The sequence below is a fragment of the Parasphingomonas caseinilytica genome (assembly GCF_036663755.1).
GTDB lineage: Bacteria > Pseudomonadota > Alphaproteobacteria > Sphingomonadales > Sphingomonadaceae > Sphingomonas.
In genome coordinates this window covers 275,130-294,839 of the sequence record NZ_JAXOJL010000001.1, presented here as the reverse complement: position 1 = coordinate 294,839, position 19,710 = coordinate 275,130, and the positions used below count along the sequence as shown (strand labels likewise).

19 protein-coding genes are annotated in these 19,710 nt (G+C 65.1%); 10 read left to right on the top strand and 9 right to left on the bottom strand.

The window, feature by feature from the left end; all coding sequences use genetic code 11:
* The first annotated feature begins 137 nt into the window (after positions 1–137).
* Positions 138–1,313, top strand: coding sequence for a ribonuclease D (gene rnd, locus U1738_RS01275; protein WP_332787227.1), 1,176 nt, complete (start codon positions 138–140; stop codon positions 1,311–1,313).
* Complete coding sequence (locus U1738_RS01270) at positions 1,310–1,603, top strand: I78 family peptidase inhibitor (RefSeq protein ID WP_332787226.1); 294 nt, start codon at positions 1,310–1,312, stop codon at positions 1,601–1,603. Before rnd ends, U1738_RS01270 begins: the two co-directional genes overlap by 4 nt.
* Before the next feature lie 128 nt (positions 1,604–1,731).
* Here U1738_RS01270 and U1738_RS01265 read toward each other — a convergent pair whose 3' ends face one another.
* Genes U1738_RS01265 through U1738_RS01250 form a run of 4 tightly spaced genes read right to left on the bottom strand, consistent with a single transcriptional unit; the run spans position 1,732 to position 7,322 of the window.
* Positions 1,732–3,225, bottom strand: coding sequence for a Ppx/GppA phosphatase family protein (locus U1738_RS01265; RefSeq protein ID WP_332787225.1), 1,494 nt, complete (start codon positions 3,223–3,225; stop codon positions 1,732–1,734).
* Positions 3,226–3,229: 4 nt separating this feature from the next.
* A complete protein-coding gene (locus U1738_RS01260) occupies positions 3,230–5,404 on the bottom strand; it encodes an RNA degradosome polyphosphate kinase (protein ID WP_332787224.1) in 2,175 nt (724 codons plus the stop codon).
* Complete coding sequence (locus U1738_RS01255) at positions 5,401–6,042, bottom strand: HdaA/DnaA family protein (protein WP_332787223.1); 642 nt, start codon at positions 6,040–6,042, stop codon at positions 5,401–5,403. Before U1738_RS01255 ends, U1738_RS01260 begins: the two co-directional genes overlap by 4 nt.
* A gap of 2 nt (positions 6,043–6,044) precedes the next feature.
* Positions 6,045–7,322: a heavy-metal-associated domain-containing protein gene (locus U1738_RS01250; protein ID WP_332787222.1), complete on the bottom strand. Its 1,278-nt coding sequence runs from the start codon at positions 7,320–7,322 to the stop codon at positions 6,045–6,047.
* Between the two features lie 60 nt (positions 7,323–7,382).
* Between U1738_RS01250 and purM the strand changes: the two genes are divergently transcribed.
* The 4 genes from purM to U1738_RS01230 all read left to right on the top strand — a co-directional run bounded on the left by purM (position 7,383) and on the right by U1738_RS01230 (position 10,215).
* Positions 7,383–8,477, top strand: coding sequence for a phosphoribosylformylglycinamidine cyclo-ligase (gene purM, locus U1738_RS01245; RefSeq protein ID WP_332787221.1), 1,095 nt, complete (start codon positions 7,383–7,385; stop codon positions 8,475–8,477).
* Positions 8,478–8,633: 156 nt separating this feature from the next.
* The gene (purN, locus tag U1738_RS01240; protein WP_332787220.1) at positions 8,634–9,155 is read left to right on the top strand and encodes a phosphoribosylglycinamide formyltransferase; all 522 of its coding nucleotides are present in this window, start codon (positions 8,634–8,636) and stop codon (positions 9,153–9,155) included.
* Entirely contained in the window at positions 9,152–9,529 is a 378-nt protein-coding gene (locus U1738_RS01235) for an MmcQ/YjbR family DNA-binding protein (protein WP_332787219.1), read from the top strand. The genes purN and U1738_RS01235 overlap by 4 nt, the downstream gene beginning before the upstream one ends.
* Positions 9,526–10,215 (top strand): hypothetical protein, encoded by a 690-nt coding sequence (locus tag U1738_RS01230; protein ID WP_332787218.1) that lies wholly within the window; start codon positions 9,526–9,528, stop codon positions 10,213–10,215. The genes U1738_RS01235 and U1738_RS01230 overlap by 4 nt, the downstream gene beginning before the upstream one ends.
* A gap of 7 nt (positions 10,216–10,222) precedes the next feature.
* Here U1738_RS01230 and U1738_RS01225 read toward each other — a convergent pair whose 3' ends face one another.
* From U1738_RS01225 to U1738_RS01210, 4 genes are all read right to left on the bottom strand, one after another.
* Positions 10,223–10,741, bottom strand: a complete 519-nt coding sequence (locus tag U1738_RS01225; protein ID WP_332787217.1) for a GNAT family N-acetyltransferase — start codon at positions 10,739–10,741, stop codon at positions 10,223–10,225.
* Complete coding sequence (gene ndk, locus U1738_RS01220) at positions 10,741–11,163, bottom strand: nucleoside-diphosphate kinase (RefSeq protein WP_332787216.1); 423 nt, start codon at positions 11,161–11,163, stop codon at positions 10,741–10,743. Before ndk ends, U1738_RS01225 begins: the two co-directional genes overlap by 1 nt.
* A gap of 89 nt (positions 11,164–11,252) precedes the next feature.
* Complete coding sequence (locus tag U1738_RS01215) at positions 11,253–11,693, bottom strand: DNA polymerase III subunit chi (protein ID WP_332787215.1); 441 nt, start codon at positions 11,691–11,693, stop codon at positions 11,253–11,255.
* Complete coding sequence (locus U1738_RS01210; protein WP_332787214.1) at positions 11,693–13,165, bottom strand: leucyl aminopeptidase; 1,473 nt, start codon at positions 13,163–13,165, stop codon at positions 11,693–11,695. The genes U1738_RS01215 and U1738_RS01210 overlap by 1 nt, the downstream gene beginning before the upstream one ends.
* Positions 13,166–13,361: 196 nt before the next feature.
* On the opposite strand from U1738_RS01210, the gene U1738_RS01205 reads away from it, so the two are divergent.
* From U1738_RS01205 to rsmA, 4 genes are all read left to right on the top strand, one after another.
* The gene (locus tag U1738_RS01205; protein ID WP_332787213.1) at positions 13,362–15,611 is read left to right on the top strand and encodes an LPS-assembly protein LptD; all 2,250 of its coding nucleotides are present in this window, start codon (positions 13,362–13,364) and stop codon (positions 15,609–15,611) included.
* A 92-nt stretch (positions 15,612–15,703) separates the two neighbouring features.
* The gene (locus U1738_RS01200) at positions 15,704–17,182 is read left to right on the top strand and encodes a peptidylprolyl isomerase (protein WP_332787212.1); all 1,479 of its coding nucleotides are present in this window, start codon (positions 15,704–15,706) and stop codon (positions 17,180–17,182) included.
* A 13-nt stretch (positions 17,183–17,195) separates the two neighbouring features.
* The gene (gene pdxA, locus U1738_RS01195; protein WP_332787211.1) at positions 17,196–18,191 is read left to right on the top strand and encodes a 4-hydroxythreonine-4-phosphate dehydrogenase PdxA; all 996 of its coding nucleotides are present in this window, start codon (positions 17,196–17,198) and stop codon (positions 18,189–18,191) included.
* Positions 18,188–19,006 (top strand): 16S rRNA (adenine(1518)-N(6)/adenine(1519)-N(6))-dimethyltransferase RsmA, encoded by an 819-nt coding sequence (rsmA, locus tag U1738_RS01190; protein WP_332787210.1) that lies wholly within the window; start codon positions 18,188–18,190, stop codon positions 19,004–19,006. The genes pdxA and rsmA overlap by 4 nt, the downstream gene beginning before the upstream one ends.
* Positions 19,007–19,049: 43 nt before the next feature.
* On the opposite strand, the gene U1738_RS01185 is transcribed toward rsmA, so the two are convergent.
* Entirely contained in the window at positions 19,050–19,613 is a 564-nt protein-coding gene (locus tag U1738_RS01185; protein ID WP_332787209.1) for a hypothetical protein, read from the bottom strand.
* Positions 19,614–19,710 lie beyond the last annotated feature (97 nt).

Sequence of the window (19,710 nt, the reverse complement as noted above, 5' to 3'; positions counted from 1 at the left end):
GGGTCTCATGGGGTGGGCGTCACGCTCGCCCCACGGAGATCCCAGCCTGCGCTGGGATGACGGTGGAATGGATGGCGCCGCGCTTCCCTTTCCAGCCGCCCTTTGTCAAGGCGCGCGACCCTCGCTATAGCGCCGCGATGCATATCCACCCCCTCATCACCGACAGCGCGACGCTCGCCAATCTGTGCGCCCGCCTCTCCACCGCGGACTTCGTGTGCGTCGATACCGAATTCATGCGCGAGAACACCTTCTGGCCTGAACTCTGCCTGATCCAGATCGCCGATACCGAGGAGGCGGCGGCGATCGATCCGATGGCCCCGGGCCTCGACATGAAGCCCCTGCTCGATCTGATGACCGAGAATCAGGACGTGCTGAAGGTGTTCCATGCCGGCGGGCAGGATCTCGAGATCATCTACAACCTCACCGGCAAGACGCCCTATCCGCTGTTCGATACGCAGGTCGCGGCGATGGCGCTCGGCCAGGGCGAACAGATCGGTTATTCGAATCTGGTCGATGCCTATCTCGGTATCACGGTCGACAAGGGCGCGCGCTTTACCGATTGGTCGCGTCGTCCGCTCGATGCCCGCCAGATCGAATATGCCATCGGCGACGTCACGCATCTGGCGGAGATCTTCCCCAAGATGCTCGCCCGCCTGCGCAAGACCGGGCGCGGCGCTTGGCTCGATCAGGAAATGGAGCGGATCGGCGATCCAGCCAACTATGCCAACGATCCGGAGGAGGCGTGGAAGCGCATCCGCGTGCCCGGTCGCAAACCTGACCTGCTCGGTCGCCTGAAAGCGCTCGCCCGCTGGCGCGAGATGGAGGCGCGGCAGAAGGATTTGCCGCGCGGCCGCATCGTTAAGGACGAGACGATCGCCGACATTGCCGGCCACCCGCCGCGCAAGCAGGCCGATCTCGCCAAGGTGCGCGGGCTTTCCGCCACCTGGGCCAGCAACGATATCGGCGGTCGCCTGATGGCCGCTCTGGATAGCGCAGTCCCGATGAGCGCGGAGGAGATGCCGCAGCGCGACGATCGCAAGCCGGGCCTCGGCAAGGACGGAGCGTTGGTCGCCGATCTGCTGAAACTGCTGCTGAAGATCCGCGCCAAGGAAATCGACGTCGCCCCGCGCCTGCTGGCTCGCAGCGAGGATCTGGAGGCTTTGGCCTCGGGTGTGCGCGAAAATCTTCCGATTCTCACTGGCTGGCGCTTCGACCAGTTCGGCCGCGATGCGCTCGATCTGGTCGAAGGGCGGCTGGCATTCGCGGTGGTCAACGGCAAGCTCAAGATGACGCTCACCGAGGACGAGGCATGAAGATCGCCCTCATCACGCTGATGCTGAGCACGCTCGCGCTTACGGCCTGCATGGAAGGTCGCCCCCACCCCCTGCCCGGCCCGGCACGCGCCTGCGAAGCCGGTCCCGCCCAACGCTTCGTTGGTCAGCCCGCGACGCCGGCTCTGGTCGCCAAGGTCCGCCGCCAGTCTGGTGCTGCGCTTGCCCGGCGCATCACGCCGAATATGCGCGTAACGATGGAATTCCGCGTCGATCGCGTGAATGTGTGGGTTGGTCTCAAAGGCGAAGCGGAACGGATTAGCTGCGGCTGATCCAAACCCTCTGCAACCCGTCGCCCCGGGCTTGACTCGGGGCCCTGCTTCTTTCTTTTTCCTGCGGTTACAGAAGAAGCGGGATCCCGGATCACGTTCGGGATGAGGGATAGGGATAGCGACGGGGCTTAACCCGCCACCACGGCCTTCCGCCCCACCGCATTCCCCAGCGCGATATGCCGCCGTTCGACCGCATCGCCGTACAGCGCCCGGTCCTCCCCCGACAGATGCAGCGCCACCACGCTGCCATCCTCGCTCAGCCGGGATCGTTGTAATGGCCCGGCGAGCCCGCCGCTGAGTCGCTGCCCAAGCCGCATCGCCAGCCCCCAGGCCACGGCGCGTTTCAGATCCACCGGAGGCGCGAGCGTCGGTAAAGGCTCCGGCGCATTCGTGCCGCCTCCAAGCGAGGTGAACAATGCCTGCGCGACCAGCGCCCGCCCGCGTGCGTCGATCGCCACCCAATTGCCGTGCAATGCGATCTCCACGCCGCGTTCGGCGCGAAACTCCGGGTTCGCGCGCCAGCCGACATCGGACAGATGGCACGCCGCATGCCGCAATCGCGCCATCTCCGGCAGATCGCGATCAAACAATGGGGCAATCCACCGGTCGAGAAGATCGCCATGTTCCGGAAAGCGCCCGAACACCCGGCCCTCGTCGCGCGTCGCCACGATCAGCGGATCCTGCGCGCGGCAATCCTCGTCCAGCGCGCCATAGAGTAACCCCTCGCGCAGCCCGAAGGCCGAGACGATCGTGGTCGGACTGCCCAGATGCTTGAGCAGCACCGTAAGCAATGCCGCTCCGTCGCCCAGAGTCGCCGACCGTGCGGACGAAAGGCCTGGCACTGCGCGCAGCCAATGCTTGTCGACATGCGCGATCGTCCGGCCCATCCGCGCGATCGCCGCAGGGGCCATCGCATATTGGTGGATCACCGGCAGCGGATAGCTGCACAAATGCATGTCGAGCCGCCCCAGCGCACGCCACGATCCGCCGACCAGATATAAAGGCAGTTCCTCACCACGCCCGAGCCAGCCCGCACCGCTCAGCAATTTGTGCACCTGCCGCTCCAGCGCGCCCGATCCCTTGGCGCGAATTGCGGCGATACGCAACACGCCGAGCGGAAACGATACACGGTCGCTGATTTCGCCGTTTTTCACCCGCACCAGTTCGAGACTGCCGCCGCCGAGATCGCCGACGATGCCGTCCGCCTCCGGAATCGCCGACATTACGCCCTGCCCCGCCGCGATCGCTTCCTGCTCGCCGGACAGTAATTCGACCTCGAGCCCAAGATCGCGCGCGGTATCGAGCAATGCCGCGCCATTCGATGCGTCGCGCACCGCCGCCGTCGCCACGGTGCGCAGCCGGGTCACCTCCATCTCGCGCGATACGGCCGCAAAGCGCGCCAGCGCCTCCTTGGCCAGCTTCATGCCCTCGGGCGCGATCGCGCCGGTTTCGGCCAATCCGCGGCCCAGCCCCGCCATCACCTTCTCGTTGAACAGGATCGCCGGCAGCCGCTCCGGCCCCTGATACACGACCAGACGAATCGAATTCGATCCGATGTCGATGATCCCGGTGCGCGGCGCGATCTCCGCCTCGACGCGGGCTTTACGAAACAAAGATGTCACGCGCTCAGTGTCCGCGTCGCAGCGACAATTTCGGAACCGATTTGCCTTTGAGCGCGGCACCGCGCCCGGACAGCGAGGGATTGGTCATGAAGTAACGGTGCAGATTGAACGGCCGGTCGCCCGGATCCTCGCGCACATAGCTTCCGTCCGCCTTCAGGTCCCAGCTCTGTTCGTTGTCGATCAGGTTGGCGACCATCACCTGATCCAGGATCTGGTCGTGCACCGTCGGATTCAGGATCGGCAGCATATATTCGACGCGCCGGTCGAAATTGCGCGGCATCCAGTCGGCCGAGGAAATGAACAATTGCGCATCGTCATTGGGCAGCAGCTTGCCATTGCCGAACGCCCAGATGCGGCTGTGCTCAAGGAAGCGACCGATCACCGATTTCACGCGGATATGATCGGACAGACCTGGCACCTGCGGGCGCAGGCAGCAGATGCCACGGATGATCAGGTCGATCTCGACCCCGGCACCACTCGCCTCGTACAATTTCTCGATCACCGCCGGGTCGACCAAAGAATTCATCTTGGCCCAGATCGCTGCGGGCTTGCCCGCGCGCGCATTGGCGATTTCGGCATCGATCAGCGTCACAAGGCGCGGGCGCAGGTCGCGCGGCGAGAGGCTGACCAAGGCCATGCCTTCGGGTTCGACGTAGCCGGTGATATAGTTGAACATCTGCGCCGCATCGTTGCCGATGCGAGGATCGGCGGTGAAGAAGCTGAGATCGGTATAGATTTTGGCGGTGATCGGATGATAATTGCCGGTGCCGAAATGGCAGTAGGTGCGGTACGCGGTCCCTTCCCGGCGCACGACCATCGATATCTTGGCGTGCGTCTTCCATTCCATGAAGCCGTACACCACCTGCACGCCCGCGCGCTCCAGCGCCGAGGCCCAGACGATATTCTGCTCCTCGTCGAATCGCGCCTTCAGCTCCACCACGGCGGTGACCGACTTGCCCGCCTCCGCCGCCGCGATCAGTGCGTTGATGACGGCGGGCTGCTTGCCGGCGCGATACAAGGTCTGCTTGATCGCCACCACGTCTGGATCGGCCGCCGCCTGTTTCAGGAAGGCCAGCACCACCTCGAACGTCTCATACGGGTGGTGGACGACGATGTCCTTGGCGCTGATCGCCGCAAAACAATCGCCACCGAATTCGCGAATCCGCTCCGGGAAGCGCGGCGAATAAGGCGGGAATTTCAGGTCGGGCCGGTCCTCGTCGACGATCGATTCGAGATCGCCCACGCCCAGGAACGCGCCGCTTTCGGTCACGAAGGCATGTTCGCCCAATTCCGCGCGCAACGCCTCGCCCAGGTCGTGCGGCATGCCGCTTTCCAGCTCCAGCCGGATCACCCGCCCGCGCCGCCGTCGCTTGATCGCATTGGCGAAGTATCGGACCAGATCCTCCGCTTCGTCGTCGATTTCCAGATCGCTGTCGCGCAGCACGCGGAATTCCGCCCCGCCCGCCACGGTATAGCCGGGAAAGATCAGTGCCGCGAAACGCTTCACCAGCGATTCGACCGCCACATAGCGCGCCCGCTCACCCGGCACGCGCACGAAACGCGGCATCTGGCTCGGCAGCATCACCAGTTCGCGGATCGGCTCCTTGTCCGACAGGCGCACCAGATCGAACATCACCGCCAGCCCCTTGTTGGGCATGAACGGGAAGGGATGCGCGGGGTCCAGCGCCTGCGGGGTCAGGATCGGGAAGATCTGTTCCTTGAACTGCTTCTCCAGCCAGGCGACCTCGTCGATGGTCAGCATCTCGTCGATCGTGCGCGACCCGAGCACGTCGATGCCGGTTTCGCTCAGTTGCAGTCGCAATTCGCGCCACACCGACCGCTGGCTCTCGATCAGCTCGTCCGCCTCGGCGACGATCGCCGCCAATTGCTGGCCCGACGTCAGACCGTCGGCCGACCGGCGATCGACATCCTGCACCAGCTGCCCCTTCAGGCCGGCCACGCGCACCATGAAGAATTCGTCGAGATTGGAGCCGGAAATAGACAGGAAGCGCACCCGTTCGAGTAAGGGATGCGCTGCGTTGCGCGCCTCCTCCAGCACGCGCCGGTTGAACGCCAGCCAGGACAGTTCGCGGTTGAAGTAGCGCTCGCTACCTTCTGTTCCGACGAATTGGTCGTCATCATGCTCGTCGAGGCGCGCGATATGGGCTGGGCGGGTCATGGAACCTCGAATGGCAAAGTCGGCGCGGGATCGATCATCAGGCTAGCCTCGGTCAATGTGGCCCGGGCCAGCGGAATCGACAAGCGCTTCCGCCGCTCCAGCACCGCCTGATCGAGCACATCGACCGCGCGTAGCAGCGAAATGTGACTCCTTTCCACACGGGTCAGCAGCCACTGGATCAGGTCCGGCCGGGCATCCAGGCCGCGCCTGAGGAACTGCCGTTCGAACAAGGCCTGCATCAGCACGTCGTCCGGCGCATGGATTCGCGCGACCGGGCTGGCGGCGAGGCGGGATCTGAGATCGGGCAGCTTCACCGTCCATTCCGGCGGTGCGACATCGGCGACGATCACCAAAGGATGCCGCTCTTCCTGCGCCCGGTTCCAGGCGTGGAACAGGCTCGCCTCGGGCTGGCGCTCGGCATCGTCGATGATCGTGCCGCCGCTCTTCGCGGCGAAGATCCGTGCGAGCAGGCTGCGTCCCGACTTGCGCGGGCCGACCAGCACGACGCTCATCACCGGCCATGACGCCCAATGTTCGAGCAGTTGCACCGCCCGCGCATTGGAGTCGCTGACCAGGAATTCGTCGTCGCGCGGATCGGCGGGCCATTCGAACGGCAGGGCGATCTGGCTGCCCGTCATCGTCAACCCGTACTGTTGTCCGCCGCGCCCACGCTCGGCGGCGGCAGTAGGGGGCGGCGAATGCGCAACGTCGTGCCGCTGCCCTGCACCTGCCATCCGCGCGCGGTGAGCGCGGCGGCGAGTGCTGCCGGATCGCCATCGAAGCCGACACGCATCACGGAGACTCCGCCGAGCGCCAGGCTGCTGGTCAGCGCAGTGCGCACGCCGGGAATCGCGCGCAACGCCGCTTCGGCTGCCGACACGGCACTCGCGCCCGGCGTATCGAACTGCACGCTGACGACGCTGCCCGTCGTCGTCGCGGTTTGCGCCGTATCGGCGGCAGCGGCCGCCGCCGCAGCGGCATCGGCCAGCGCGGCATCGTCGGCCGGCGGCACCTCTTCGGTCGGCGGAGAATAGGACAGGCCGGCATCGGTCGAGAGCCGCCCGTCCCGCAACGCGCCCTGATACGCCTCGTCCATCCGCTTCACGCCGGCATCGAGCAGTGCCGCGAGGCCGTCGCCGTTGCTGACGCGCAGGGTGAAACGCGCGATCATCTCATTGTCCGGCCCGTGGCGCGCCTCGAACACGCCGATCACCGGGCCACCGGGCCATTGCCGATACAACCTTACCGACGGCACCAGAATATCGATCGCGCCATATTGGTCGAGGATCGAACGCCACCACATCCGCCCCGGTCGCCCGATCTGGCCGAGATTGATCAGCAGCGAATCGGGCCCAGTGCCCGCCGGGCGAACATAATCCACGCTGCTGGAGCCGGTGCGAAAACGCGTCCACGCATCCAGCCAGTCGCTATGCTTTTCGAACACCTGCCCCACGCCGCCCGAATATTGCAGCGGCACGACCAGCATCGGCGAGGAGCGCTGGCCCAATCCGGCGACGCCCAGAATAGATCCGGCCCGCGCCCGGCTGAACAATACCCCCAGTCGCGCGACATAACGGTTCGGGCCGATCTGCTCGTTCTCGACCACGATGCCCGAAACCATGCCGTCCAGCGCGCCGTCGGAAAGCCCGCCGCCGCTGCCGCCCAGCCGCTGCGAGAGCATCATCCAACCCTTGCGCTGCGCGAGCCGCCAGCCGGCATAGCGCGCAGCATCGGCCGTCTTGCCCGTCACATCGACGTCGATCCCGCCGACCTCATAGCTGCCCGATCCGTCCGCCGCGGCCAGCGGCGCGCTGTCCGCTGCCGGGTCGTCACCCTGCGCCAGTACGATCCCGCCGGTCGCGGCAAGCGCAAGCGTCAGGGCGAAACGCAAACCGCGCGAAGATTGAACAACCGACATTGCGGCCCTTTTGGCGAAGCAGGCGTGGAAATCCAAGCAGGATATGGTTAGGGCGCGCACATGAGCGACACCGAACCCTACACTTACGCCCAGGCAGGCGTATCGATCGCCGCCGGCAATGCGCTGGTCCGTGCCATCGGCCCGCTGGCGAAATCGACGCGCCGCAAGGGTGCCGATGCCGATCTCGGCGGCTTCGGCGGCTTCTTCGACCTGAAGGCGGCGGGCTTCGTCGATCCCCTGCTGGTCGCGGCGAACGATGGCGTCGGCACCAAGCTGAAGCTGGCGATCGAGCATAACGCCCATGATGGCGTTGGGATCGATCTCGTCGCGATGTGCGCCAACGACCTGATCGTGCAGGGTGCCGAACCCCTGTTCTTCCTCGATTACTACGCCACCGCAAAACTCGAACCCGCCGTCGCCGAACGCGTCATCGCCTCGATCGCAGAAGGATGTTTGCAGGCCGGGTGCGGGTTGATCGGCGGCGAGACGGCGGAGATGCCCGGCATGTACGCGCCGGGCGATTACGATCTCGCCGGCTTCTGCGTCGGCGCGGTGGAGCGATCGGACGTGCTGACCGGTCGCGAGATCGCCCCGGGCGACGTGGTGTTGGGCTTGGCCTCGTCGGGCGTGCATTCGAATGGTTTCTCGCTGGTCCGCCGCCTTGCCGCCGACAAGGGCTGGAAACTCGATCGCCCGGCTCTGTTCGATCAGGAGACGCTGCTGATCGACGCGCTGATGGCCCCGACGCGTATCTATGTGAAGAGCCTGCTCCCGCTGCTGAAGGCGGGCCGGATCAAAGGCCTCGCCCACATCACCGGCGGTGGCCTGCTGGAAAATATCCCCCGCGTGCTGCCCAAAGGCGTGCATGCGGCGATCGACGGGGACGCCTGGCCCCAGCCGCGCCTAATGGCCTTCCTGCAAGCGCAGGGCGCGATCGAGCCGGAGGAAATGGCGCGGACGTTCAATTGCGGTGTCGGTATGGCAGTCGTCGTCGCTGCGGATGTGGCGACCGATGTCAAAGCCGCGCTGGAATCGGCCGGCGAAACCGTCTTCGAAATCGGCACGATCGAGGCCGGCGAAACCGGCTGCACCGTCACCGGCAGCCTGGAAACCTGGGGCGCCCGCTCGCCATGGACCGCCACGCACAATGCGTGACCCATTTCTTCTCCCCTCCCGCTTGCCGGAGGGGCTGGGGGAGGGCGTGAACGATAGGGCTGCCGCTAATTGCCTCGCCTTCCCCCAGCCCCTCCGGCAAGCGGGAGGGGAGCAGTGAAGAAAGTCGGCATCCTCATCTCAGGCCGAGGCTCTAACATGATGTCGCTCGTGGAGGCCTCCCGCGCGTCGGGAGCAAGCTACGAGATCGCCCTCGTCGCCTCCGACAAGCCCGAGGCTCCCGGCCTCGCATGGGCCGCCGCACAAAACATCCCGACCTTTGCCCAGTCCCCCAAGGGCATGCCCAAGGCGGACTATGAAGCGACGATCGACGCCGCCCTGCGCGCCGCGAACATCGAGATCGTCGCGCTCGCCGGCTATATGCGTCTGCTCTCCGACGATTTCGTCGCGCGCTGGCGCGGTCGGATCGTCAACATCCACCCCTCGCTGCTGCCCAAATACAAGGGCCTCGACACCCACGCCCGCGCGATCGACGCCGGCGATGCGACCGCCGGCTGTTCGGTCCATATCGTCACCGAGGAACTCGACGGCGGCGAGATCCTCGGTCAGGCCGAAGTCCCGATTCTGCCCGGCGACACGCCCGACACGCTATCGGAACGGGTCCTTGCCGCCGAGCATCGCCTTTACCCGCGGGTTCTGGCAGACTTCGCCGCGTCATGAGTCCCGATCCCGAACCCGTCTTGGCGAAAGTACGCGACGCGGCGCTGTCGCTTCCTTCGACCTACGAGAAATTGTCGCACGGCTCGCCCGGTTTCTTCATCGAACAGGGCAAGGCCTTCGCCTATTTCTGGCACAACCATCACGGCGACAATGAGACGATTGCGATCGTCAAGACGACCGGGCTGGACGAACAGCAGATGCTGATCGAGAGCGATCCCGATTTCTATTATGCGCCACCCTATCTCGGCCCGTCCGGCTGGGTCGCGATGCGGCTCGATGGCGCGGAGGTCGATTGGGATCGTGTGGCGGACCGGATCGCGATCAGTTGGGAACTCGCCGCCCCGCGCCGCCTGCTCGAGGCAGGCGGGCGATGAACGAGGAAACGCCGCCGCCGCCGGTTCCCGAAGTTCCGCAGGGGCCGACCGATGCGATCGTCCCGCCCAACCCTTCAGTCGAGACCGTCGCACAGCAGGCGGTCGACCGTGCGGAGGCCGCCGCGACGCGCCGCCGCTGGGTCAGCCTGGCCGAACTGGTCGGTGTGGCGGGGCTCGTCATCGCCGCTCTGGGCCTGTGGATGACCTGGTCCGACCGCCGCGCCGACGTCAATGCCAAACAGGCCGAACGCGCGACCGAGGCCAAGGTGCGCACGCTGGTGATGCTGAAAGCCAGCGGCAACGGCGACAAGCTGACCCTGTCCGATGCCGCGCACGACGTGCAATCGATCGATGTCACCTTCCCCAAGGCGCTCGGCATCGCGGCGCTAAGCGATGTCGATCCCAAGATCGAGGCCAACTGGTTCTCGCGCGCGCTGCTGGACCTCACCGATGGCGGCCCCGACAAGCGCGAGGGTCGCCTGCCGGTGCTGATCGCCGCGCATTATTGGGACGGCGATGTCGAACGCAAGGATAGCGCGATCTACGACGTGACGTGGAAGACCGAAGGTCGATTCCTGGCCGGTCGGGCGCTGAAGGTTGAGGGTCTCAAACTGCGCGAGCGAACGGGTTCGGCGGCACGGCTCGATGCGATCTGGGCGGCGGAGAAGCCCAAACCTGCCAAGTGACCTATCGTCAGAGGTCCAGCGCGTAGACCGGATCGACATGCACTTCGCTGCCGACCACGAACTCGCGCGAACCGATCACGCGAAAACCCTGCCGTTCGTAGAAGGCCCGCGCCCGCGCATTGTGTTCCCAAACGCCGAGCAACAGGCGCTTGCCGCCCGCCGCCCGAGCATCGTCCTTGGCCCGCGACATCAACGCTGCGCCGATGCCGCTGCCATGAGCTTGCCGCAACGTGTAGATCCGGCGCAACTCGACGTCGCCCGGCTGGAGATCGATCGGGAAATCGGGGGGCGTCAGCACTGCATAGCCGAGCGGAGCAAAGCCCGGCTCGATCTCGGCGACCGTTACCACGCAACCAGTGTCGCCGAGCCAGCGCGCGAACACTTCGGCGGTGTTGTTCTTCAGGCAATGCGCCAGCAGGTCGCCGCCGTCCAGCGATTGCGCATAGGTATCGAGAAACGCGGCATTGGCGACGAGCGACAGAAGGGCCGCGTCATCCGCCCCCGCCTGTCGCACGCGCCATTTCATCAACCGACGATTTCTTCTGGCTTGAAGAAGTAAGCGATCTCGATCTCGGCATTCTCGTCCGAATCCGAACCGTGCACCGTGTTCGCCTCGATCGATTCGGCCAGTTCCTTGCGGATCGTGCCGGCATCGGCATTGGCCGGGTTGGTCGCGCCCATGATGTCGCGGTTGCGCTGCATGGCGTTCTCGCCTTCCAGCACCTGAACCACGACCGGGCCGGAGATCATGAAATCGACCAGTTCGCCGAAGAACGGACGCTCCTTGTGCACCGCGTAGAAGCCCTCGGCCTGTTCGCGGGTCATCTGGATGCGCTTGCTGGCGACGACGCGCAGGCCAGCTTCTTCCAGCATTTTGGTGACGGCACCGGTGATGTTGCGACGCGTCGCGTCGGGCTTGATGATCGAAAACGTGCGGTTCGCGGCCATGACCGTGAAGCTCCTTAAATCTGTGATAGCGGAAAGTGGCGGTTCCCTAGTCGGGCGCGGGCGGTGATGCAAGCGCTGCGGCCAGCAATTCAGGCCGCCTTCTCCCAGCGCCCGCCCTCGTTCTGCTTCCAGTAATTGCGCGTCACCCCGTCGCGATCGGCCAGCGCCTTCCAGGCGACACGCGCCTCGACGATGCGATCCGCGTCGAAGAAATGGAACGCCCGGTCGAAGCCCAGCGCCTCGTCGCGCCATACGCCATCGACCATCGCAATATTGCGCGCGGCATTGGCCGGCTCCGGGCTGGCGCTCAGCAACACCGGCTGCGCGGAATCGCCCTCCCCGCCCGCCTCAGCGTGCGGCAGGAAACTCTCGGCGCTGTAATTCCATAGCAACCGATCGAGGCTCGCACGCTGTTGCGCGCTGTCCGTCACGATCAGCAGCCGCCCGCCGCTCGCCAGCACCTTCTCCGCGATCTGCGGCAAGGCCCGGTCGAGCGGCGTGGCGGTGAGGTGATAGAAATCGACCTGCATCAGCCCTCGAAATTATCCGCCACGAACCGGTCGAGCAACCGCACGCCATAGCCCGTCGCACCCTTGTCGTAGTTCGGCCCGGCCTTGTCCGACCACACCATGCCCGCGATATCGAGATGCGCCCACTTCACGCCCGTATCCACGAACCGCTGGATGAACTGCGCCGCGGTGATCGATCCGGCCCCACGCGGCCCGACATTCTTCATGTCCGCGATCGGAGAGTCGATCAGCTTGTCGTAGGTCGGCGAGAGCGGGAAGCGCCACAATTTGTCGCCGCTGGCGAGGCCAGCCTTCAACAACTGATCCGCCAGCGCATCGTCATTGGCGAAGCAACCGCCATGTTCGTTGCCCAGCGAAATGATGATCGCGCCGGTCAACGTCGCCAGATCGACGATCGTCTTCGGCTTGTGCGTCCGTTGTACCCAGGTAACGCAATCGCACAGCACCAGCCTACCCTCGGCATCGGTGTTCAACACCTCGATCGTCTGGCCGGACATGCTGGTCAGCACGTCGCCGGGCCGGATCGCATTACCGTCGGGCATGTTCTCCACCAGCCCGCACACGCCGATCACATTCGCCTTGGCCTTGCGCCCCGCCAGCGCCTTCATCGCGCCGACCACTGCGCCCGCGCCGCCCATGTCCCATTTCATGTCTTCCATGCCGGGCCCGGGCTTGAGCGAGATGCCGCCGGTATCGAACGTCACGCCTTTTCCGACCAATGCCAGATCGGGATCGCCCGCGCCTTTGCCGCTCCACTTGAGCGCCAGCAATTGCGCATCCTTTGCCGAGCCCTGGCTAACGCCGAGCAGCGATCCCATCCCCAAAGCGAGCATTTCCGCTTCACCGAGCACGGTGACTTCGAGGCCCAGACCCTCGATCTCCTTCAGCACCTTGGCGACGAAGGTTTCCGGATAGATCACGTTTGGCGGCTCGGCCACCAGCGTGCGGGTCAGGTCCATGCCTTCGGTCACCGCCTTCTGGTCGGCCCAGGCGGCATCGGTGCCTTCAGGCACGCCGGTCAGCGTGATCGCGGCCAGCGTCGGCTTCGATTTCTCGGGCAGCTTGGTGCGGTAGATATCGTGCCGCCAGCCGCGCTGCGCCGCTGCGCCTGCGAAGCGCGCCGCTGCTTTGGCGGTCGCACCGGTGCCGGAGAAATCGACCGTCACCCCGTCCACGCCGGAGGTCAGCAGCTTAGCGGTCAGCGCGCCGCCGGCCCGCTCGTAATCCGCTTCGCTCCCGGCCCCCACGCCGAGCAGCAGAACACGCCGCACGGTCTCGCCCGAGCTCACGAACGCCTCGATCACTGCGCCGGCCTCGCCATCGAACCGCCCACCCTTCGCGGCACCTAGCACGACCTGCTTTGCGACCGCATCCAGACCGCCGATCGCGCTGCGCTCCAGCGCATCCTTCTCGATCGGCAGCGCGAGCGCGGCGCCGGCATCTGCGGGCGCGGTGGAGAGAACGATCTGCATGGGAATCCTCGAAAGTTTTGGGGGAGGTGTTTGGAGGGGTCTGGGAAATCAAATACGATTCGCCCGCTCTAGACCCGCCGCACCGTGCTGGCAAAGCGCGGCATGGATGATCCGGCGATTGCGGCGCGGGCCTGCCGGTGCGATAGGGCGAGCATTCGCGCGTCATTCCGGCGCGTCTGGGGGTGTTTTTCCCGACGTGAAGCGTTCCGATCTGCTCTCGACCTGCGCCCCGTTTGTCGCCCTGCTGCTTGGCCTGCTCTTCGCGCAGTCCGCGCTGGCGCAAGACCTCCAGACGCCACCCACGCCGCCGCCCTCCGCGGTCGATCTGCCCACGGCGACGGACGATCAGGTCGCGTTCAGCGCCGGCACGCTGCAATACGATACCGATAGCCAGATCGTCACCGCCACCGGCGACGTCCGCATGGCGCGCAGCGGTGACAAATTGCGCGCCGACAAGGTCGTGTGGAACCGCCAGACCGGCAAGGTCCTCGCCACCGGCAGCGTGGCCGTCACCAACCCCGGCGGCGATATCGCTTATGGCGATTCGATCGATCTGACCGATTCGCTGAAGGACGGCATGGTCGACAACATGCTTGTCGTGCTGGAACGCGGCGGGCGTCTCGCCGCCCGCAAGGGTACGCGCTTTCCGGACGAGAAGGTCGAACTGGAGGACGCCGCCTACACGCCGTGCAACGTCACGACCTCCAAGGGCTGCCCCAAGGAACCGTCGTGGAAGATCACCGCGGTGCGCGTCACGTATCGCCCGGATCGCCAGCGCATCTATTACAAGGGCGCGCAGATCAACGTCTTCGGCCTGCCGACCATTCCCCTGCCCGCCTTCTCCCACCCGGTCGGCGGCGGCAGCGACAGCGGCCTGCTCTCGCCCGATCTCCGCTACAGCCGGACGAACGGCTTCGAATATGCCCAGCCGTATTATTTTCGCCTCGCGCCCAATCGCGGGCTGACGATCACGCCGCGCGTCTTCACCGGCGCGCTGCCGCTGCTCAAGGCGCAGTACACTGCGCTCGATACGAAGGGCGCGTTCAGCATCACGGGGTACGGCACCTACAGCCGGCGCAGCGACGATCTCGACACGTTCGAGCCGACCGACACGTCGGTGGCGTTCCGCGGTTATATCGACGGCATCGCGCGCTACCAGTTCGATCCGAACTGGAGCGCCAGCGCGTCGATCCGCGTGGCCAGCGACCGCACCTTCCTGCGCCGCTACGACATTTCGTACGACGATCGCCTGCGGTCTACCGCGCGGATCGAACATATCGATGCCAACAGCTATTTCGGCATCACCGGCTGGGCCGTGCAGACGGTTCGCGTCAACGACAGCCAGGGCCAGCAGCCGATCGCATTTCCCGAGATCGATTATCGCCGCCGCATGGACGACGGTCTGCTCGGCGGAAAATTCACGTTCCAGGCCAACACGCTGGCGCTGACTCGCACCGATGGACAGGACACGCAGCGCGGCTTCCTCAGTGCGCGCTGGGATTTGCGCAAGCTCACCCGCTGGGGGCAGGAAGTCACCTTCACCGCCTTCGGGCGCGGCGACTTCTACCACACCAGCGATACGCTGGCGACGAGCGTCCTCAATTATCGCGGTGAAGAGGGCGTCCAGAGCCGCGTGATGGGTGCCGTGGCGGTGGACGTGAAATGGCCGCTGATCGGGCAATTCCTCGGCGGCACGCAACGCATTACCCCTCGCGTGCAGATCGTCGCCTCGCCGCACATCAAGAACCTCGAAATCCCGAACGAGGATTCGCGCGCCGTGGATCTGGAGGATTCGAACCTCTTCGCGCTCAACCGCTTCCCGGGCTATGACCGGATCGATGACGGTACGCGCCTGACCTACGGTGCCGATTATGCGCTCGATCTGCCCGGCGTGGCGATCTCAACGAATATCGGCCAGAGCTATCGCCTGGGTACGCGCTCGGACATCTTTCCGCCCGGCACCGGGCTGGACGGCCGCTTCTCCGATTTCGTCGGGCGGACGGAGGTCCGCTATCGTGATTTCGTCTCGCTCACGCATCGCTACCGGCTCGACAAGAATGGTCTGGCGATACGCCGGAACGAACTGGATGCGACGATCGGGTCGCGCGCCACCTACATCCTGCTGGGTTATCTCAAGCTCAATCGCAACATCACCACGACCGAGGATCTGCAGGATCGCGAGGAGGTTCGCATCGCCGGTCGTGTACAGTTCGCGCGCTTCTGGTCCCTGTACGGATCGTCGCTGGTCGATCTCACCAACCGGGATGAGGATCCGCTGTCGGTATCCGACGGGTTCACGCCGGTCCGCCATCGCCTCGGCGTCGCCTATGAAGACGATTGCCTGAAGATCGGGTTCACCTGGAAGCACGATTACCAGAGCACCGGCGATGCGCGCGCCGGCAACGGCTTCCTGTTGTCGCTTTCATTCAAGAATCTTGGACGCTAAGCTGGGGTTCACCTGCCATCATGGATGGGGGAGTACCGCCGGGGCGTCGTCTAGGGATGTGGGCGGCACGATATGGGATTATTGAACACGTGATGATTTCTGTGACGAAGGCGGTGAAGACCGGCCGCGCGGTGGCCTTGCTCGCGGCATTGTCCGTAACCTGCACGCCGATCGGCGGCATGGCTCAGAAGGCTCCCAAGGCCAAGGCGCCTGCGAAGACGCCGGCGACAAAAACCCCTTCGGCCAAGGCACCCGCCGCCCAGGCGGATCCTAGGGCACCGGACGGTGCCGCGCCCGAAAACACCGTGGCGGACAACGGCGTTCCGGATGTCGGCCTGAACATTCCGGACAATCTGCAGCTTTACGGCAAGCTCGATCCGAACGTGCGCAAGCCGACCGCGATCGTCAACGAAACCGTCATCACCGGCACCGACGTCGATCAGCGTCTCGCGCTCGCCGTCGCGATCAACGGCTGGAAGCTGAGCCCCGAGGATACCGCCCGGCTGCGCACGCAGACGTTGAACCAGTTGATCGACGAAACGCTGCAGATCCAGGAAGCCAAGGCGAGCGAAGTCGTCATCACCCCGGCGGAACTGTCGCAGAGCTTCAACGGCGTGGCGAAGAATTTCAGCCGTTCGCCGGAACAGATGCGCACGTATCTGCGTCAGGTGAATTCCTCGGAACGCTCGCTCAAGCGCCAGATCGAGGGCGAACTGGCGTGGCAGCGTTATCTGCGGCGCAAGGTCGAGCCGACGGTCAACGTCAGCGAGGAAGAGGTCAAATCGATCCTCAAGCGCCTGCAGGATTCCAAGGGCACGCAGGAATATCACGTCAACGAAATCTATATCCATGCCGAGCCGGCGCAGGCGGCGCAGATTGCGGCCAGCATCACGCAGATGATCGACAAGATTCAGAAGGGCGAGGCGCCGTTCGGCTATTTCGCGCGCACCTTCTCGGAGGCCACGACGAAGAGCGTGGATGGCGATCTCGGCTGGGTGCGCAGCTCGCAACTGCCCGACGAACTCGCCCGCGCCGCTGAATCGATGCAGGTCGGCCAGATCGCCGGCCCGATCGCCGTCGCTGGTGGTTTCTCGGTCCTCTATCTCGTCGACAAGCGCCAGGTGCTGACCGCCGATCCGCGCGACGCGAAACTCGCGCTCAAGCAGATCACCGTGCGCTTCCCCGCCGGCACCACCCAGACGCAGGCCACCGAGCGCGTCGCGGCGTTTGCCGCCGCCACCAAGGCGATGCAGGGCTGCGGCGATGTGGCCAAGGTCGCCGCCTCGCTCGGCGGTGACGTGGTGGACAGCGATTCGGCCACGATCCGCGATCTTCCCCCTGCACTGCAGGATATCATGCTGAAGCTGGCGGTCGGACAGTCCACCCCGCCCTTCGGTTCTGCGCAGGACGGCGTGCGCGCGCTGGTGCTGTGCGGCCGCGATGAACCGCGCGGTGGCGATCTGCCCAATTCCAGCCGCCTGCAGGAACAGATGGAGCAGCAGCGCGTCAACCTGCGCGCGCAACAGCTGCTGCGCGATCTTCGCCGCGATGCGATCGTCGAATATCGTTGATCGGGCGCCTGCGATGATCGCTCCGCTTGCGGTCTCGATGGGCGATCCGGCCGGTATCGGGCCGGAGATCATCGCCAAGGCCTGGGCCGCGCGCGATGCGCAAGGTGTGCCGCCATTCTTCGCGGTCGGCGATGCGCGCGCGGTTGCCGCCGTGTGGGACGGCCCGGTCGCGTCGATCCTCGATCCCGCCGAGGCCTTGGGAGCCTTTGCGCGTGGCCTGCCGGTGCTCGGCGTGGATGATGGCGGACAGATCTCGCCCGGCCACCCGGATGTCGATGGTGCCCGCTGCGCGCTGCATTCGCTGGAGGTCGCCGCCGGCCTCGCGCGCTCCGATGCCGCCAGCGCACTCGTCACCGGCCCGGTGTCCAAGGCGCAGCTCTACCAGATCGGCTTCAGCTATCCCGGCCAGACCGAATTCGTCGCCGAACGCTGTGGCGTTTCGCGCGAGAATGCGGTGATGATGCTTGCTGGCCCGACATTGCGCGTGGTGCCCGTCACCACCCACGTCCCGCTCGCTGCCGTCTCCGGCCTGCTCTCGATCGACCTGCTCGTCGCCAAAGGCCGTGCCACTGCGCGCGGCCTGCGCAAGAATTTCGGCATCGAGACCCCGCGGCTGGCCTTTGCCGGCTTCAATCCGCACGCCGGCGAAGGCGGTGCGATCGGGCGCGAGGAGATCGATTTCCTGATCCCCGCTATCGCGCAATTGCGTGACGAAGGCATCGACGCGACCGGCCCGTTTGCCGCCGACACGATGTTCCACGCCCGCGCCCGCGCCACTTATGACGCGGCGATCTGCTGCTATCACGATCAGGCTCTGGTCCCGCTCAAGACGCTGCATTTCGACGAAGGCGTGAACATCACGCTTGGCCTGCCAATCGTGCGCACGTCGCCCGATCATGGCACCGCGTTCGGCATCGCGGGCAAGAACGTCGCGCATCCAGGCGCGATGATCGCCGCGATCCGCATGGCCGGGGAAGCGACCGAGCGCCGCGCCGCGCGCTTGTTGTGACCGAACTGCCACCTCTGCGCGAGGTCATCGCGCGCCATGGCCTCAACGCCAGCAAGGCGCTGGGCCAGAATTTCCTGCTCGACGGCCAGTTGCTCGCCCGCATCGCCCGCATCCCCGGCGATCTGAACGGCGCGGAAGTCTTCGAAGTCGGCCCCGGCCCCGGCGGCCTGACCCGCGCGCTGCTGCAGGCCGGTGCCCGCGTCACTGCCGTCGAGCGCGACCGCCGCTGCATCCCCGCCCTCGCCGAACTCAGCGAAGCATTCCCCGGCCAGCTCCGCGTGATCGAGGACGACGCACTGGAAATCGACGCCGCCTCGCTGTTCGAGGGCAAGCCGCACATCGTCTCCAACCTGCCCTATAATATTGGCACGGCCCTGTTCGTCCGCTGGCTCTCCGCCGATTGGACTCCGTGGTGGCAAAGCCTGACGCTGATGTTCCAGAAGGAAGTCGCCGACCGCATCGTCGCCGGCACCGACGACGACGCGTACGGCCGCTTGGCGGTGCTGGCGCAGTGGCGCTCTTCGGCCAAACTGGCGATGCCAGTCCACCGCTCCGCCTTCACCCCACCCCCCAAGGTGATGTCGGCCGTGGTGCACATCCTGCCCGAAGCAGCACCCGAGGGCGTGAATTTCACTACGCTCGAACGCCTGACCGGCGCAGCCTTCGGTCAACGCCGCAAGATGCTACGCCAAAGCGTGAAAGGCGTGCCGGGCGCGCTGGCCGCATTGGAAGCCGTCGGCATCGAGGCTACGCGGCGTGCGGAAACGGTGAGCGTCGGGGAATTCGTCGAAGTTGCGCGGGTAATGAGCGGCTGAACTACACGTTAGCGGCTATGTAAGCTAACACAGGCTTCGATTTCTACCGTGAAGGCGTGATGATCAAATCCGTGAACAAGAATTCACCTGTTGAGCAAATCAATCGTACAACAGGATCAGTGGTTTTCAAGGGAAAACTTTTGGTCTCATTCCCTAGTGTCACCAGAACCTTGTTGCCATCATATGATAAAGTGAAGGGTTGGACAGTACCCGGCACGGTCATGACAGATAAAGGTAATATTTCATCCTTTTTCCCGTTCAAATTCCAACTTAGCATCTGGACTGCTGATGCGCCCGAGGGTGTTTTTTTAGGGTCCGCGGGCAACGCTGTAAGCACAAAGCCGGCATAGAATTCAGGATTCTGTCCTGGCATAGCGGACGATGCGATTTGAATCCGAGCAAGAGGTACGTACTTACTGCTTGCGGCCAATGTCTTCAGTTGGACATTTCCGGACACCGTAAACGAAATACCTTCAGCAGGCAGGCTCAATTCGGAGAAATGATCAGCGGCCGTGTCACAATCGTAGGTTATGCCTTTCGCTTCGGCCATCGCCGGAACTGTCAATAACGCCAATCCAGCGATGTGCAGATAAGAAGCAAGCTTCATTTCCATTCCTTTCCCTGCGACATGCGTAAAGTCGATGAGTTCAACCGCTCCGGTTCGATATGCACCAATAGGGCAACTTGTGCGGTATTCGGGCCTC

What these genes read in the sequence shown, in the direction of transcription:
- purM (WP_332787221.1), top strand. Translation starts at nt 7,383, where the DNA reads ATGAGCGACACCGAACCCTACACTTACGCCCAGGCAGGCGTATCGATC.
- U1738_RS01260 (WP_332787224.1), bottom strand. Translation starts at nt 5,404, where the DNA reads ATGACCCGCCCAGCCCATATCGCGCGCCTCGACGAGCATGATGACGAC.
- purN (WP_332787220.1), top strand. Translation starts at nt 8,634, where the DNA reads ATGATGTCGCTCGTGGAGGCCTCCCGCGCGTCGGGAGCAAGCTACGAG.
- U1738_RS01250 (WP_332787222.1), bottom strand. Translation starts at nt 7,322, where the DNA reads ATGTCGGTTGTTCAATCTTCGCGCGGTTTGCGTTTCGCCCTGACGCTT.
- ndk (WP_332787216.1), bottom strand. Translation starts at nt 11,163, where the DNA reads ATGGCCGCGAACCGCACGTTTTCGATCATCAAGCCCGACGCGACGCGT.
- U1738_RS01200 (WP_332787212.1), top strand. Translation starts at nt 15,704, where the DNA reads ATGATTTCTGTGACGAAGGCGGTGAAGACCGGCCGCGCGGTGGCCTTG.
- U1738_RS01235 (WP_332787219.1), top strand. Translation starts at nt 9,152, where the DNA reads ATGAGTCCCGATCCCGAACCCGTCTTGGCGAAAGTACGCGACGCGGCG.
- pdxA (WP_332787211.1), top strand. Translation starts at nt 17,196, where the DNA reads ATGATCGCTCCGCTTGCGGTCTCGATGGGCGATCCGGCCGGTATCGGG.
- U1738_RS01225 (WP_332787217.1), bottom strand. Translation starts at nt 10,741, where the DNA reads ATGAAATGGCGCGTGCGACAGGCGGGGGCGGATGACGCGGCCCTTCTG.
- rnd (WP_332787227.1), top strand. Translation starts at nt 138, where the DNA reads ATGCATATCCACCCCCTCATCACCGACAGCGCGACGCTCGCCAATCTG.
- U1738_RS01185 (WP_332787209.1), bottom strand. Translation starts at nt 19,613, where the DNA reads ATGAAGCTTGCTTCTTATCTGCACATCGCTGGATTGGCGTTATTGACA.
- U1738_RS01215 (WP_332787215.1), bottom strand. Translation starts at nt 11,693, where the DNA reads ATGCAGGTCGATTTCTATCACCTCACCGCCACGCCGCTCGACCGGGCC.
- U1738_RS01210 (WP_332787214.1), bottom strand. Translation starts at nt 13,165, where the DNA reads ATGCAGATCGTTCTCTCCACCGCGCCCGCAGATGCCGGCGCCGCGCTC.
- U1738_RS01255 (WP_332787223.1), bottom strand. Translation starts at nt 6,042, where the DNA reads ATGACGGGCAGCCAGATCGCCCTGCCGTTCGAATGGCCCGCCGATCCG.
- U1738_RS01270 (WP_332787226.1), top strand. Translation starts at nt 1,310, where the DNA reads ATGAAGATCGCCCTCATCACGCTGATGCTGAGCACGCTCGCGCTTACG.
- U1738_RS01230 (WP_332787218.1), top strand. Translation starts at nt 9,526, where the DNA reads ATGAACGAGGAAACGCCGCCGCCGCCGGTTCCCGAAGTTCCGCAGGGG.